Source organism: Chitinophaga alhagiae (assembly GCF_003568665.1).
GTDB classification, from domain to species: domain Bacteria; phylum Bacteroidota; class Bacteroidia; order Chitinophagales; family Chitinophagaceae; genus Chitinophaga; species Chitinophaga alhagiae.
Genome location: NZ_QXMH01000001.1, coordinates 2,012,984 through 2,027,827, shown reverse-complemented (window position 1 = coordinate 2,027,827; position 14,844 = coordinate 2,012,984). Strand labels below are relative to the sequence as shown.

Genomic DNA, 14,844 nt, shown 5'->3' with positions numbered 1-14,844 from the left:
GAAAAACTTCCAAAGGATATAAAACAGGGGCGTATCGGGTTTTGTGGTGCCCCCCAAAAGTGTCTAACTTTTCGGGGCGCTCTATTCACTGATATGCCCTGCTCTTTTTTAGCAAGTTTACTCCTGCTTCAGCAGCAGCAGCGGCACTGTTACTTCAGCGGCAGCCCTTTTGCCGTTAGATGCAGGCGCCCATTTGGGGCCTTCCTTGATGATCCTGATAGCGGCCTTGTTGGCTACATCGCCCATAGACTCCAGTACTTTAAAGTGCCTTAACGTACTGTCAGGCATCACAGTGAAGGATACACGCACCTGCCCGCTTTTGTTCTCCAGCAGGCCGGGTACCACCAGCTTTCTGCGGGATTCCAGGTAGTCACTGTAATTTTTGATAGACACGGCCGGGTGCGGGGCTTTGGCTTTTTCTGACGGCTGGCTGCTGATGCCCCTGATGTAAATATCAGTGGCCCCCGTTACCTCCCGTTTTTTCTGCGCGCCGTAACCTACTACTACTACGGTCTCTCCCAGCGCCTGGTTAGTGGCCGGCAGCTTCACGTTGAGTTTATCAGCACTGTTAGCGGAAACGGCCACATTGGTCTTTTCATACCCGATGTAGGAGAAGTCCAGCTTCACATCATTGCGGGGGCTTACCCTCATGGCAAAATTGCCGGAAGTATCTGTTACCACGCCCCGGTTGGTGCCGCTCTCCATAACAGCTACGCCAGGCAGGCGGCGGCCGGTTTCCGCATCTACCACCACGCCGCTGATAAGGCGCTCATCATGCTCATTATTATAATTGGGATAAGGGTTGCGCGCACCGGTTATTTTACCTTCCACCTTGGATGGAGGCGCCTGCATGGCGTAGGTAGTAGAATCTGCGGCGTACTTGCCTATCCTGATAGTGTCTATTTTTTCCGTGTATGCCAGGGGTAGATGCTGTGGTGCCGTTTTTTCAGCCTTGGCCTTCCCCAATAATAATTGTTTGTTGCCGATGTTTCTTTGTTCAGCAGAAGCCGTTTTACGGTTGGCCAAAACCTGTTGCCCAGGCGTTCCAGCTGTTTCCGTTGCGGGCGGCGGCGCAGGTTGCGCTGCCTCATCAGCCCTCGAAGATGGTATTCCCCTGGCCGTTAACGGGGTGTGGGCGTCTTTTGCCTGTTTAGCGGTGCTGGCGGCCGGTTCAGACGCCGGCGGTTTTGTCTCGTCTGCGGCTGCCGCCTGCCCTGCAGTATCGGCTTCAGATGCCGCCGGGGCGGGCAGTGTGTACGGGGTGGCGGCCGCAGGGGCGGCAGAATCCTTACCGGGGATCTCTTTCACCTGGGCAATGTCGTTTACAGGCTGCAGCGGGCGGTCCATGATCATCAGGGCGCCTGCGGCTATTATCAGCAGTACGGCTGCGGCAGCCAGCCACCTGTAATCCAGGCGGCGCACCTTGCCGCCACCGGCGGCCGGCCTTTCGTTATCCTTTACCCGGCTTTCGAGGCGGGACCGTAAATCCTGCAGGGCAGGCTGCTGATCAGGCGGGTGCATGGCAAAACCTTCCAGCGCTTCTGCCAGCAACGGGTCGTCCAGCGCCTGTTTTTCAAGGGCATGCATGGTCTTATCGTCCAGGGTGCCCTCCAGGTACTGGCGGATCAGCTCCGCGGTAGGTTTGATATATCCTTGATTATCAGCCATTAATTTTTCTCCATACAGATCTTCAGATTTCTTTTCCCGTTCTGTATATAGCTTTTTACTTTATTCATGTCATAGCCTGTAATATCTGCCACTTCCCGGTAGCTCTTCTCCTGCAGGTAAAACAGGTGTACGCTCCGCTTCTGCTCTTCCGGCAGGCCTTCCAGGCACTTTTCCATGGCCTGGAGATCGTTTTCCAGGCTAAATCCATTATCAGGATGATTATTTTCCCCCAATTCCATAAACCCGTTGTCTTCTATAGACACTACCCGTCCTTTGGCGGCCCTGATCTTCATCAGGCAATGGTTACGGGCCAGCACATGCAGCCACCCGCGGAAGCGTTCGATCTCATGCTGCTTCACCTTGTCAATCAGTTCTTCAAAGATCTGCATCACGGCATCCTTGCTGGCCTCTTCATCAAAGTATTTGAGGCATACGCCGTATACCAAATCCATATAGCGCTCATATAACGCGGCCAGATACGTCAGTTCTCCCGTTTCCTTGTATTCCCGGATCAACTGCGCATCATCGGCTTCCTTCATCATATGTTGCTGTAAGAATGGCATCTGCGATGACAATAGTACAAAATTAATGGTAAAATGATGTAGTGTTGAAACCCCACGCACGGGGCATGCAAGAACGTGCTGGGCCTGGATGGGATGAACTTCCACACCGGCAATAAAAGAGTTGAACGAAAAATAACAGGAGCAGCCTGTACATACTCAACTAAAAAGGGCTAACCTGTTTGGTCAGCCCTCTATTAAGATAAACGTGCTTGTTGCTAGTGGCGGAAATGGCGCATGCCGGTGATCACCATGGCCATGCCGTTCTCCTTGGCATAGGTAATGGAATCATTGTCACGGATGGAGCCGCCGGGCTGAATAATGGCGGTGATGCCTTCTGCCCTGGCAATGCGTACGCAGTCATCAAAGGGGAAGAACGCGTCTGAGGCCATTACAGCGCCCTGCAGGCTGAACTCGAATTGTTTGGCCTTTTCAATAGCGTGGCGCAGCGCGTCTATACGCGAAGTTTGGCCGCAGCCCTTGCCTACCAACTGGCGATCTTTCACCAGGGCTATAGCGTTGGATTTCAGATGCTTGCACACAATGTTGGCAAATTCCAGGTCTGCTTTCTGGGCTGCCGTAGCGGGTTGCGCACCAGACTCGTCCCAGGTTTTGAAGCTGCCTTCATCATTATCCTGCACCAGCACACCGTTCAGTACGTTCTTGAACATCTGCGGTGTTTTCAGCGGCTGTTTCTGCAACAGCAGGATGCGGTTCTTTTTGGCCTGCAGAATTTCCAGCGCGGCAGGCTCAAAACCCGGCGCTATCAGTATTTCAAAGAAAATTTCGCTGATAGACTGTGCGGTAGCGGCATCTACGGTCTTATTGCAAACCAGCACCCCGCCAAAGGCGCTTTCCTTATCTCCTGCCAGCGCTGCTTCCCAGGCGGCGGCCAACGTGGCGCGGGTGGCAATGCCGCATACATTGGTGTGTTTGATCACGGCAAAGGTGGTGTCTGTAAACTCTGCAATCAGCTGTACGGCGGCATCTACGTCTACCAGGTTGTTGTAAGACAGTTCCTTGCCATGCAGCTTGTCAAACATATCGTCCAGGTTGCCATAGAAAACGCCTTTCTGGTGAGGGTTTTCACCATAACGGCAAACCTGGCCCTGCGGTACGGAAAGCTGGAAGTAATCTTTTTCCGTGTTCTGGAGGAAGTAGCCTGCAATGGCCACATCGTAGTGCGCGCATACTTCAAAAGCCCTGGCGGCAAACTGGCGGCGCTGCTCCAGGGTAGTGGCACCCTTGCCTTCTACCAGCGCTTTTTCCAGGTCTGCGTACTGGTTTTTGGAAGCCACTATCACTACGTCTTTATAATTTTTACCGGCCGCGCGGATGAGGGAAACGCCGCCGATGTCAATTTTTTCTATGATAGCCTGTTCTTCTGATGTGCTTTTAACGGTTTCTTCGAAGGGGTAAAGGTCAACGATCACCAGGTCTATTTCCGGTATTTCGTACTGTGCCAGCTGCTCCAGGTCCTGCTTGTTTTCCCGGCGTGCCAGGATACCGCCAAACACTTTGGGATGAAGGGTTTTCACACGCCCGCCCAATATGGAGGGGTATGCGGTCAAATCTTCTACCGCCACGCATTTCACACCCTGTTCTTCAATAAACTTCTGTGTACCGCCGGTGGAGTAGATGGTAACACCCTGCTGGCCCAATGTTTTAACGATGTTCTCCAGGTTGTCTTTATAGAAAACGGAGATCAATGCTGATTTGATTTGCTTTTGCATGCAAGGAAATAATTAGAGATTTACAACAAAGGCTCCTTTATCCGGAACCGAAAAGCAGCGCAAAGGTAGTTTGTTACATTTACTTTTCCATTTCCGGAGCAGGAAAGCTGGGCATGAGGCATCAAAAATTATTTTTTCGTATATAAAAAAATCATCAAACCGCTCAATGTGCTGTGGCGCGTCAGCAGACAGCACCAGGTAATGCAGCTTTATTTTGCGTTGTGGGGTTGCGGCGGGCAGGAAACGGCCCTTCCACAACAGTATGCGCTTGCCGTTGCAGACCAGCAGCACTGGTGGCGCTGTAACGGCGGGTGCGGCGCCCGGGTGATTTGTGGTGGCGGTACCTGTGCGGAAAGCCGGCGGAACGGACGGATTAACAATGGCTGGATGACCATTATGGTTTAGCGGATAGCCGGCAGCGTCAGAACGGCCTCCCGCCTCAAGACCAGCAGAGCTGACGGACATTGTTTTTACCCCCATTACCAGGTGAGCCGGCGCGGTATATCTTTCACTGGCCGCCAGCGTATCGCCAAAACGTACGGCATGCCAGCCGCTTACATACTCCACCAGCGTTTTACGCGGTACATTGTACACCACCAGCTTTTGCTGCGCGGCTATGTTCAAATTACGAACAGCCCGCAGGCCGGTATATCCCAGCAATGCGGCCAGCGCCCACAGGCAGGCTACTCTCCGTTTGAGCAGCCACCACACGCAAACCGCCACCGTAAAGGCGTAAAGGCAATACATCTGCGCAGGGCTGATGTAAATATTTGCCGTAACCGCGCCGGGCAGGCCATCTATCCATTGCACGGCAGCGTTCATAATACGAATGCCCCATTGCAATACAACCCCGCTAACGCCGCCCAGCCATGGCAGGGCTACCAACAATATTTCCCCGTAAAGCAGCGCGGTGGAAAGCGGTACCGCCACCAGGTTAGCGGGTAAAAAATAATTGGGGAACTGCCGGAAGTACAATAAACATACCGGCCAGGTGAAAACCTGTGCCGCCAGTGATACGGCGGTCATCTGCCACACTTTGTCCAGCCAGCGGTTGCGCACCATCCAGCAATCATAAACAGGTTTATAGCAGGTCAAAATACCGGCTACCGCCAGAAAAGACAATTGGAAGCCGGCATCCAGCAGAAAGAACGGGTTGTAACACAACAGTAAAAATGCGGCGGCGGCCAGGGTGTTGAATGTACTGGCATGGCGGTTGATCATGAACTGCCCGGCGGCAATGGTAGTGAACATAACAGCGGAACGCAATACTGACGCCGAGGCCCCGGTAAGCAACGCAAAGGCCCAGAGCACGGCCATCAGGAGCAGTGCTTTTGCAATGTTGGTGAGGCGGCGGGAGGGCAGCCAGCGCAGCAGTTGCAGCAGCGTTACATAGATGAGGCCAAGGTGCAGGCCGGAGATGGCAATGATATGTATTACGCCGGTATTGCTGTAGGCCTGCACAATGTCTTTGTCCAGCTCCCCGCGGTAACCTATGAGCAGGGCCTGCGCCACGCCGTACTCCTCACGGCGCGGGATATACGTTTTCAGGGTGTTGAGGCAATAGTTGCGCATGGCTATCAGCCATTTTTCCAGCCGTTGCCCCTTATTGCCCGGCAGCTTTTGCCAGTTGCCGGGCTGCAGAAAAGCCTGATGAAACAGGTTATGATAACGGCAATACCCCGCATAGTCAAAAGCGCCCGGGTTGCCCGTTCCGCGGATGGGCGTTACGGCAGTACGCAGCAGGATACGGTGGCCGTAGTGCAGCGGCGGCTCTTCTTTGAAGTACAGCAATATGTTGCCCGTGGCCGGTTGAGGGCTTTCTCCGTATACATGATCAACGTGGGCCTCCGCTTTCCATGAGGCCGTTTTTTTGACAGGGCTTTCCAGCAACGTAACGGCCAGCGTTAAGGTGTTACCCGCAGCATCCGCACTGTCAGCCTGGCCGGCTGCTGCTGCAAAGTGCCCGTACCAGCTGGCCTGATGCCGCACATCCTGCTGGTATACCAGCCACATGCCGAGCCAAAATACGGTGCCTGCCACCGCGGCGCCCCGGAGGTATCGCAAACGGTAACGCCATGTAATGCTCAAAAACGCAGGGGCCAGCCAGCAGGCGCAACAAACGGCCAGCAGCGGCCACGGTATAACGGGCAGGTTCAGCCCGGTAATGATGCCGGCTATTAGCGGCCATATCAAACGCAGGAAAGGCGCGGATTTCCAGAGATTAACAAACATATTTTACAAACAATGGTGCGCACTAAAATTAGGGAATTTCCGGCAGCGAAAATGTAATTCCACATTCACTATCAGCAAAAAAGGTGTACCGCATTTCCGCGATACACCTTTCGTTATTTCATCAGCGCCTGTTATTTGCTCAGGTGCATGCTTCTCTCTTTGTATAGTGTTCTGAAGTAAGGATCACGCAGGTCTTTGATGAAGCGGATCGCCTCTCCTGTAGATTTCATTTCGGGGCCCAGCGCCTTGTTTACGTTCGGGAACTTGTTGAAAGAGAATACCGGCTCCTTGATAGCAAAGCCTTTCAGGTTTTTCTCGATCTTGAAGTCTGTGAGTTTGTTGGCGCCCAGCATTACTTTGGTGGCAATGTTGAGGTAAGGCACCTGGTATGCTTTGGCAATGAACGGCGTGGTGCGGGATGCACGGGGGTTGGCTTCAATCACGAACACCTGCCCGTCTTTGATGGCAAACTGGATGTTGATGAGGCCGCGGATGTTCAGCGCGCGGGCAATTTTTTCCGCGTAGTACTCCATGGTGGTCACTATGAGCTGGCTGAGGTTGAAGGCGGGCAGCACGGCGTTGCTGTCTCCGCTATGAATGCCGGCCGGCTCAATGTGTTCCATCACGCCCATTACATGAAAATTCTCCCCGTCAAAAATGGCATCTATTTCTGCCTCCTGGCAACGGTCCAGGAAGTGGTCAATCAATATCTTGTTACCCGGCAGGTGCTTCAGCAGGCTCAGCACAGACTGTTCCAGCTCTTCCTCATTGATCACGATGCGCATCCGCTGGCCGCCCAGTACGTAAGAAGGGCGTACCAGTACGGGGTACCCTACTTCCTTGGCCACATCAATGGCATCGTCTGTATTATAGGCGGTGCCGTATTTCGGGTAGGGTATTTCCAGTTCTTTCAGCAGGTCGGAGAAACGGCCGCGGTCTTCCGCAATGTCCATGTTGTCAAAAGACGTACCGATGATCTTGACGCCTTTCGCCGTGAGGCGCTCGGCCAGCTTGAGCGCCGTTTGGCCGCCCAGTTGCACAATAACGCCTTCCGGTTTTTCCAGCTCTATGATCTCCCAGAGGTGCTCCCAGAATACCGGCTCAAAGTAGAGCTTGTCTGCCATGTCAAAGTCGGTAGACACGGTTTCCGGATTACAGTTGACCATAATGGCCTCGTAACCGCACTCCTGGATGGCCTGCAGGCCGTGGGTACAGCAGTAGTCAAACTCAATACCCTGGCCAATCCTGTTGGGACCGGAGCCGAGCACTATCACTTTCTTTTTATCGGAGGGAATACTTTCGTTCTGGGTATCGAAGGCGGAGTAGAAGTACGGCGTTTTAGCTTCAAACTCGGCACTGCAGGTATCCACCATTTTGTAGGTACGGGCAATACCGGCTGCCTTCCGTTTTTCGTACACTTCGTCCTCTTCACAATTGCCAAAAATGAGCGCCAGCTGTTTGTCTGAAAAGCCCATTTCCTTGGCCGTTTTCAGCATGTCAGCAGGAACTGACGCCAGGTCGTGCTCGCCCAGTTGTTTTTCCAGCGTCACAATATCGTTGATCTGGTGCAGGAACCAGCGGTCTATTTGTGTTGCCTGGTGAATGGACTTAACAGACATGCCTTCCATCAGCGCGTCTTTGATGCGGAAAATACGGTCCCAGGTAGGGCGCTTCAGTTTTTCCACCAGCTGTTCGCTCTTCATCAGGGATTTGCCGTAGTAGCCGAGGCCCACGGCATCGTTCTCCAGGCTCTGGCAGGCTTTCTGCAGGGCTTCGGGGAAGGTGCGGCCAATGGCCATCACTTCGCCCACAGACTTCATCTGCAGGCCTAGGGTATCATCCGCCCCTTTGAATTTATCAAAGTTCCAGCGCGGCATTTTTACGATCACATAGTCCAGCGCGGGTTCAAAATAGGCGGAAGTGGTTCTGGTGATCTGGTTCTCCAGTTCGTCAAGCGTATAACCGATGGCGAGTTTGGAAGCTATTTTGGCGATGGGGTAGCCGGTAGCTTTGGAGGCCAGGGCGGAGGAGCGGCTTACACGGGGGTTGATCTCGATGGCGATCAGCTCCTCGTTTTCAGGGTTCAGGGCAAACTGCACGTTACAGCCGCCAGCAAAGTTGCCCAGCTTGCGCATCATCATAATGGCCTTGTTGCGCATGTCCTGGTAAGCGGTATCGCTCAGGGTCATGGCCGGGGCCACGGTTATGGAGTCTCCGGTGTGGATGCCCATCGGGTCAAGGTTTTCCACGGTACAGATGATCACCACGTTGTCATTTTTGTCTCGCAGCAGCTCCAGTTCGTATTCTTTCCAGCCCAGTACCGCTTTTTCTACCAGTACTTCATGTACGGGCGAAGCGGTGAGGCCGCGGTCAAGCGCCTCGTCCAGATCATCCTTGCTGTGCACAAAACCACCGCCGGTGCCACCCAGTGTGAAGGAGGGGCGTATTACCAGCGGAAAGCCTATTTCCTGGGCAAACTCCTTGCCTTCCAGCAGGGAATTGGCCGTACGGGCGGGAGCCACCGGTATGCCCAGTTCTATCATCCACTGGCGGAACTGCTCGCGGTCTTCAGCCTTGTCTATGGCTTTGATATCTACCCCGATCAGCCTTACGTTATTTTTTTCCCAAATTCCCAGTTCATCTACTTCCTTGCAGAGGTTGAGGGCCGTCTGGCCACCCATGGTAGGCAGCACGGCGTCTATCTGGTTCTCTTCCAGTATCTGTTCAATGCTTTCCACTGTTAGCGGCAGCAGGTAAACCTTGTCTGCCATCATAGGGTCCGTCATGATAGTGGCCGGGTTGGAATTGATCAGGATCACCTTGATCCCTTCTTCCCGCAGGGAGCGCGCCGCCTGGGAGCCGGAATAGTCAAATTCACAGGCCTGACCAATAATAATAGGACCGGAGCCGATAATGAGAACAGATTTGATGGAGGTGTCTTTGGGCATCTTTTTTTATTAGCTATTGATAATGAAAAACCATGCGATCTCTCAGCCCGCATCGAACTAAAAAATCGTGCAAAGTTACGGGAATAATTGATTTCTGGATGGAGAAATTTGGGGAAATGAGGGGTATACTGTATAAATATAATTTATATTTGAAATAATCCGAAAATGAAGGAACCTGGACTTTGCGGAGCCGCGCCCCGGCTGCCGGCCCTTTGTTCTTCCTGCCATAGTGTTTCACAGCAGGCTACTCCTCTTCCGCCGTTGCATACACGTACACCAGTTTCCACCCGCCGTTCACTTTCTGGAACTCAAAATCCCCCACGGAAGCAGAATCGTCCGTTACCAACGCCATGTCATCTTCGTTGAGCGTTTTACGGGCCCGCAGCAGCCCGTACTTGTTGCCAAAATCTCCGGCAGCGGGCAGTTCCAGGTAGCCATTAAAAAACACGGGGAACTCTTCGCGGCCAACGGTTTGTACTGTTGTATCCGCCAGGTTTTTTTTCACTACCAGTGGAAACTCCGTGTACTGGCTCAAAGCCTGGTAATCTTTTTTGATAATGGCAGTATGGAGCTTTTTCCAGAATGCTTCAAACTCTTTCAACGCCGGTGCAGAAGCGCGCTGAGCCTTTCCACCCAGTAACAAGAGGCACATCGCCACAGACAATAGACAGCTCTTCATAGCTTATAGGGATAATCGTAAAACAGATATAGAATATGCTAATATATGTAATATGCCTTAAACAGGCAAGGCCCTCAAGGGGATATGGTGAAAAAAAATTCCCATATCCATAAATCGTTTTCCCGATAGCGGGGTATGAAGGGAAGAATTGCGGTTAACTTGCAGGGGATTATAATTGGAATTGCATATATCATCCTTTGACTACTGAGAACCCCTTGGTGCTGTTGCCCTCCAGGCAGCGGCACCTTTCTTTTTCAGGAGGCCTGATTACGCAGCTCTTCCCTGAGACGCGCTATTTCTACCAGTACCTTGTTATGGTCTTCAAGCAGTTTGTAGTACTTGTCTTTCCAGCTTTCTACATCGGCCAGGTCTACGCCTCCGTCTTCCAAACCGCTGTGCCCAAGAAATTCCTTCTGGCTCACTTCCAGCACCTGGCATATTTTTTTCAACTGGTCCGTGCTGAACATGGCCTTCTCCAGCAGGTTGTACAACGCCCGGCGGCTCAGGCCCATCCGCTCCGCCAGCTTGGTTTTGTTCAACCCTTTTTCTTCTATCAGCTCGTTCAGGCGCTGCCCGTAGTGAAGGTCCGATGCGGGCTGCGGGGCGGGGCGCCGGGGATTGGACCAATTGTAAAACTCGTCCAGGCTAATGCCCAATAATGTGCAGAACTCCAGGAGGGTGGATCTTTTGATGGCTTCCTTGCGAAAATAATAATGCGCAATCTGGTTTGAAAAGTCCGCCAGCTCAGCAAAATCAAGGATCTTCATACGCTTGTCACGCACGATCTGTTTTAACCGCGCGCCCTCGTGAATTATATTTTTCGAGACTGATTCCACTGTAAATAAATTTTGGTATACTTGTACTAATTGTCAATGAATTGTATGATATGCACTATATCAATATAACATTTTCATTGACATTTTGCGCATTTATTCATCAATCTGACAAAATTATTCGCAAATGGAACCAAAAAAACTTTCATCCTTCAACCTCTTGTCTGACATCCACACTGAAATGATACAGTTGCCGAAATCTTTCCGGGAGTCTGTATGCCAGGAGTGTGGCTGGAGTGAGGCTACCTTTTACCGGAAAACAAAAACGAAAAAGGCGTTCAGCAACGCGGAAAAAGACAAGATACTGGCGGTTGGTGACAGCCTGCTGAAAACCCTGCTAGCCCACAGCAACAAGTACAGGCCACGCTGATGCACAATAGCGTAAACAACGGGTAGCCTGCCCTGCATGTACCAAACGTGTTCTATCATCCAAAAAAACAAACGCCATGCAACAATCTGACACTACTACCATGCATGAGGAACAACTTCGGGCAGTAATTGCCGGATTCATCCACCAGCTTCATGAAACCGGCGGCAATTCCATTTCACACGTAACCGTTACCGTACATGGCGAGTTACAACATTTTTCTCCCGACCGTGAAATCAACGCCATCCCGGTTACCAGGATCAAAGGCGTCAGCAGCCTCTCCTATCAGGAAATGCCCATTGAGGCACCGCTGGCCAACAGGGTCACTATTATCACTACGGGGTAAAAGGTGACCACCTGAAAAATCAACCATGTTCAATTTTCTGAAAGCAAAAAGGAGTAATATCCTTTTTGCTTTTTTTATTGGCCCATGATACAATACACCGCAGTCAACTAAATTTTTCTTTTAATAACTAAAATATTAGTTTTATGACAAGAAAAATCCGAACTGTATGAAAAAGATCCTTTTTGCCGCTTTAACGCTGCTTTGCGCCGCCCCTGTACACGCGCAGGAAAGCCAGCCGCAAGACCAACTGGACAAAAGCCTGGTGATGGACTATATTCAGGAGCAACAGTATGACAAGATCATCCGGTACCTGGAAGAAACCGTGAAACCGCAACATGCCAACGGGCTCTCCCTGCTGGCCAACGCCTATTACCAGAGCGGGCAGCCGGCCCAGGCGGAAAGCAATTATAAGCGCGTACTGGAGCTGAACCCCGACCATATTGCCGCCAACCAGCACCTGGGCGTACTGGCCAGCAACCGGCAAAACCATGCGCAGGCAGTGGTATACTTTGAAAAGTTGCTGCAGCTGCGGCCCAACAACGCCGCGTACTACAAACAACTGGCTATTGCCTGCTCCAACGTGGCAGGCATGCAGGATACAGCTTTCTACTACATGCAACAGGCCTACGCGCTCAACCCGCGGGATGTAAGAGCGGTCACCTTCCTGGGCGCGGAATACCTTGACAGAAAAGATTTCACTATGGCAGACAGCCTGCTGAAAACCTATTATGCCATAGACAGCTCGCAACTGACGGTAAGCATGCAACTTATCCGTTCTGCATACCAGCAGAAAAAATTCCGGGATGTAACAGTGTATGGGGAACACTTACTGAACCGGCAGGTAGTAGACCCTACGGCCTGCATGTTCCTGGCCGTATCTCATTACGCCCTGAAACAATATGACAGCTGCATACGGGTGCATGACGAAATGATGGCCCGGATACTGGCGGCGCCGGAAACAGTGAAATATTATGCCGCGCTGGCCTATTCCGAAAAGCGGCAGTTTGACAGCAGCAACGCTTTGCTGCAAGAGTGCATTGACATGGCCAAATCCAGATCGCTCGACGATTATTATACTGCGCTGGCAGGCAATTACGAGCACATGAAGCAGTACCGCACCGCCATCAAACACTACGATACGGCTTATTACCTGTTTCATGACCCCATGCGCCAGTATGGGATTGCACGCATTTACGATCATTACATACAGGACCCTGTACGGGCAAAACGGTTTTACCAGCAGTTTGTCAGAGATGCACGGCCCGAAGGTAAAGACCAGGTAAACATTCACAACTACGCCAAGGAACGCCTGAAGAATCTCTAGACCAGGCGCGGAAATAACGGTTACAAGCGGCAGCTAAAACAGGCTGCCGCTTTGTTTTATTATACTATATTCAATTTTCTTGGTAGTAAATTCGATAATCTTCAATCTTTATTCACTAAATTTAAGCCCCGTTTACAAAAACTGTTATAAACTAAAAAAACGTTTTGGGAATCATGTCGTACCCATATCAACTCAAGAATTTTGAAGACTATCAGCAAGCCTGGCAGCACAGTGTAACAGACCCGGAGGGATTCTGGGCCAACGTAGCCGATCATTTTTACTGGCGTCGGAAATGGGACAAAGTGCTGGAATGGGATTTTAAACAACCGGATGTTAAATGGTTCACCGGCGCAAAACTCAACATCACAGAAAATTGTCTTGACAGGCACCTGGGCACGCTGGGCCACCAGCCGGCCATTATCTGGGAACCGAATGATCCCGACGAAAGACATCGTATTCTCACCTACCGCGAGCTGTACACCAAGGTATGCCAGTTTGCGAACGTGCTGAAGAATAACGGCGTGAAAAAGGGAGACCGTGTATGCATCTACATGGGCATGATACCGGAACTGGCCATTGCCGTACTGGCCTGCGCCCGTATTGGCGCTATCCACTCCGTGGTATTTGGCGGTTTCAGCGCCCAATCCATTGCAGACCGCATACAGGACGCACAGGCCACACTGGTGATCACGTGCGACGGGGCTTTCCGCGGCTCAAAAGACATCCCTTTAAAATCAGTAATAGATGATGCGCTGATGGCCTGCCCCAGCGTAAAGAAAGTAATAGTATGCACCCGCACCCGCACGCCCGTAAGCATGCTGAAAGGCCGCGATGTATGGTGGGAAGACGAGATCAAACAGGTGGAGACCATGGGCAACCCCCCGGTGCCGGCTGAAGAAATGGATGCGGAAGATATGCTCTTCATTCTCTACACTTCAGGCTCTACCGGCAAGCCCAAAGGCGTGGTACATACCTGCGCGGGCTACATGGTATATGCCAACTATACTTTTATCAATACTTTCCAGTACAAACCCGGCCAGGTGTATTTCTGCACGGCAGACATTGGCTGGATCACCGGCCACAGCTATATTGTATACGGCCCGCTGAGCGCCGGCGCCACCACGCTGATGTTTGAAGGCGTACCCACCTACCCTGACGCAGGCCGGTTCTGGGACATTGTAGACAAGTTCAGGGTGAACGTTCTTTATACCGCTCCCACGGCCATCCGCAGCCTGATGGGCTTTGGGCTGGGACCGGTGAACCATAAAGATCTCAGCTCACTCACCACCCTCGGCACTGTGGGCGAGCCCATTAACGAAGAGGCCTGGCATTGGTACAAAGACCAGATCGGGAAAGGGCATTGCCCCATTACAGATACCTGGTGGCAAACGGAAACGGGTGGCATCATGATTGCCCCCATTGCCGGCGTCACACCTGAAAAGCCGGGCTACGCCACATTGCCGCTGCCTGGCATTCAGCCCGTACTGGTAGACGAGAACGGGAAAGAAATTGAAGGCAACGGCGTTAACGGTAACCTCTGCATCAAGTTCCCGTGGCCGGGCATGATACGCACCACGTATGGCGATCATGAGCGCTGCCGCACTACCTACTTTGCCACTTTTGAAAATCTCTATTTCACGGGAGACGGTTGCCTCCGCGATGAAGACGGCTACTACCGCATTACCGGCCGCGTAGATGATGTATTGAACGTAAGCGGCCACCGCATTGGCACCGCCGAAGTGGAAAATGCCATCAACATGCACGCCGGCGTGGTGGAAAGCGCTGTAGTAGGCTACCCGCACGAGATCAAGGGCCAGGGCATTTATGCTTTCGTGATTTCCGAAATGCATGTGAAAGACCCGGACCTTACTAAAAAGGACATTATGCAAACCGTGGCGCGCATCATTGGCCCTATTGCCAAACCTGACAAGATCCAGTTTGTAAGCGGACTGCCAAAAACACGCTCCGGCAAGATCATGCGCCGCATTCTGCGCAAAATTGCCGAAGGCGAGCTGGACAACCTGGGAGATACCTCTACCCTGCTTGACCCTGCCGTAGTGGAAGAGATCAAGAGAGGCAAACTATAATATCAACATTTACAATACCCGGAAAAGGGAACTGCATTACTGTGCAGTTCCCTTTTTTATTTGCGGG

At 52.0% G+C, this 14,844-nt stretch carries 11 protein-coding genes; 4 read left to right on the top strand and 7 right to left on the bottom strand.

Translation table 11 applies throughout. The annotated features are described in order from the left end of the window. Nucleotides 1-117 precede the first annotated feature (117 nt). From D3A97_RS08235 to D3A97_RS08205, 7 genes are all read right to left on the bottom strand, one after another. Nucleotides 118-1,668, bottom strand: coding sequence for an energy transducer TonB family protein (locus D3A97_RS08235; RefSeq protein WP_119077894.1), 1,551 nt, complete (start codon nt 1,666-1,668; stop codon nt 118-120). Next, a complete protein-coding gene (locus D3A97_RS08230; protein WP_232825883.1) occupies nt 1,668-2,210 on the bottom strand; it encodes an RNA polymerase sigma factor in 543 nt (180 codons plus the stop codon). Before D3A97_RS08230 ends, D3A97_RS08235 begins: the two co-directional genes overlap by 1 nt. A 236-nt stretch (nt 2,211-2,446) precedes the next feature. Continuing rightward, entirely contained in the window at nt 2,447-3,961 is a 1,515-nt protein-coding gene (purH, locus tag D3A97_RS08225; RefSeq protein WP_119077892.1) for a bifunctional phosphoribosylaminoimidazolecarboxamide formyltransferase/IMP cyclohydrolase, read from the bottom strand. Between the two features lie 12 nt (nt 3,962-3,973). Continuing rightward, complete coding sequence (locus D3A97_RS08220; RefSeq protein ID WP_119077891.1) at nt 3,974-6,193, bottom strand: ComEC/Rec2 family competence protein; 2,220 nt, start codon at nt 6,191-6,193, stop codon at nt 3,974-3,976. A gap of 131 nt (nt 6,194-6,324) precedes the next feature. After that, nucleotides 6,325-9,141 carry a carbamoyl-phosphate synthase large subunit gene (carB, locus tag D3A97_RS08215; RefSeq protein ID WP_119077890.1) on the bottom strand — a complete coding sequence of 939 codons (2,817 nt, stop codon included), beginning with the start codon at nt 9,139-9,141 and terminating at the stop codon, nt 6,325-6,327. Between the two features lie 244 nt (nt 9,142-9,385). Then, nucleotides 9,386-9,820, bottom strand: a complete 435-nt coding sequence (locus tag D3A97_RS08210; protein ID WP_157986418.1) for a hypothetical protein — start codon at nt 9,818-9,820, stop codon at nt 9,386-9,388. Between the two features lie 254 nt (nt 9,821-10,074). Then, the gene (locus D3A97_RS08205; protein WP_347876194.1) at nt 10,075-10,656 is read right to left on the bottom strand and encodes a helix-turn-helix domain-containing protein; all 582 of its coding nucleotides are present in this window, start codon (nt 10,654-10,656) and stop codon (nt 10,075-10,077) included. A 124-nt stretch (nt 10,657-10,780) separates the two neighbouring features. Here D3A97_RS08205 and D3A97_RS08200 point away from each other — a divergent pair, with 124 nt between their 5' ends. From D3A97_RS08200 to acs, 4 genes are all read left to right on the top strand, one after another. After that, nucleotides 10,781-11,023 (top strand): hypothetical protein, encoded by a 243-nt coding sequence (locus D3A97_RS08200; RefSeq protein WP_119077887.1) that lies wholly within the window; start codon nt 10,781-10,783, stop codon nt 11,021-11,023. A 76-nt stretch (nt 11,024-11,099) separates the two neighbouring features. Then, nucleotides 11,100-11,366, top strand: a complete 267-nt coding sequence (locus D3A97_RS08195) for a hypothetical protein (protein ID WP_119077886.1) — start codon at nt 11,100-11,102, stop codon at nt 11,364-11,366. A gap of 166 nt (nt 11,367-11,532) precedes the next feature. After that, complete coding sequence (locus tag D3A97_RS08190) at nt 11,533-12,690, top strand: tetratricopeptide repeat protein (RefSeq protein ID WP_119077885.1); 1,158 nt, start codon at nt 11,533-11,535, stop codon at nt 12,688-12,690. A gap of 173 nt (nt 12,691-12,863) precedes the next feature. Then, nucleotides 12,864-14,777 (top strand): acetate--CoA ligase, encoded by a 1,914-nt coding sequence (gene acs, locus D3A97_RS08185; protein ID WP_119077884.1) that lies wholly within the window; start codon nt 12,864-12,866, stop codon nt 14,775-14,777. The last annotated feature ends 67 nt before the right edge of the window (nt 14,778-14,844 follow it).

Coding starts and splice junctions, on each gene's coding strand:
- purH (WP_119077892.1), bottom strand. CDS start 3,961: ATGCAAAAGCAAATCAAATCAGCATTGATCTCCGTTTTCTATAAAGAC.
- D3A97_RS08230 (WP_232825883.1), bottom strand. CDS start 2,210: ATGATGAAGGAAGCCGATGATGCGCAGTTGATCCGGGAATACAAGGAA.
- D3A97_RS08220 (WP_119077891.1), bottom strand. CDS start 6,193: ATGTTTGTTAATCTCTGGAAATCCGCGCCTTTCCTGCGTTTGATATGG.
- carB (WP_119077890.1), bottom strand. CDS start 9,141: ATGCCCAAAGACACCTCCATCAAATCTGTTCTCATTATCGGCTCCGGT.
- D3A97_RS08235 (WP_119077894.1), bottom strand. CDS start 1,668: ATGGCTGATAATCAAGGATATATCAAACCTACCGCGGAGCTGATCCGC.
- D3A97_RS08195 (WP_119077886.1), top strand. CDS start 11,100: ATGCAACAATCTGACACTACTACCATGCATGAGGAACAACTTCGGGCA.
- acs (WP_119077884.1), top strand. CDS start 12,864: ATGTCGTACCCATATCAACTCAAGAATTTTGAAGACTATCAGCAAGCC.
- D3A97_RS08200 (WP_119077887.1), top strand. CDS start 10,781: ATGGAACCAAAAAAACTTTCATCCTTCAACCTCTTGTCTGACATCCAC.
- D3A97_RS08210 (WP_157986418.1), bottom strand. CDS start 9,820: ATGAAGAGCTGTCTATTGTCTGTGGCGATGTGCCTCTTGTTACTGGGT.
- D3A97_RS08190 (WP_119077885.1), top strand. CDS start 11,533: ATGAAAAAGATCCTTTTTGCCGCTTTAACGCTGCTTTGCGCCGCCCCT.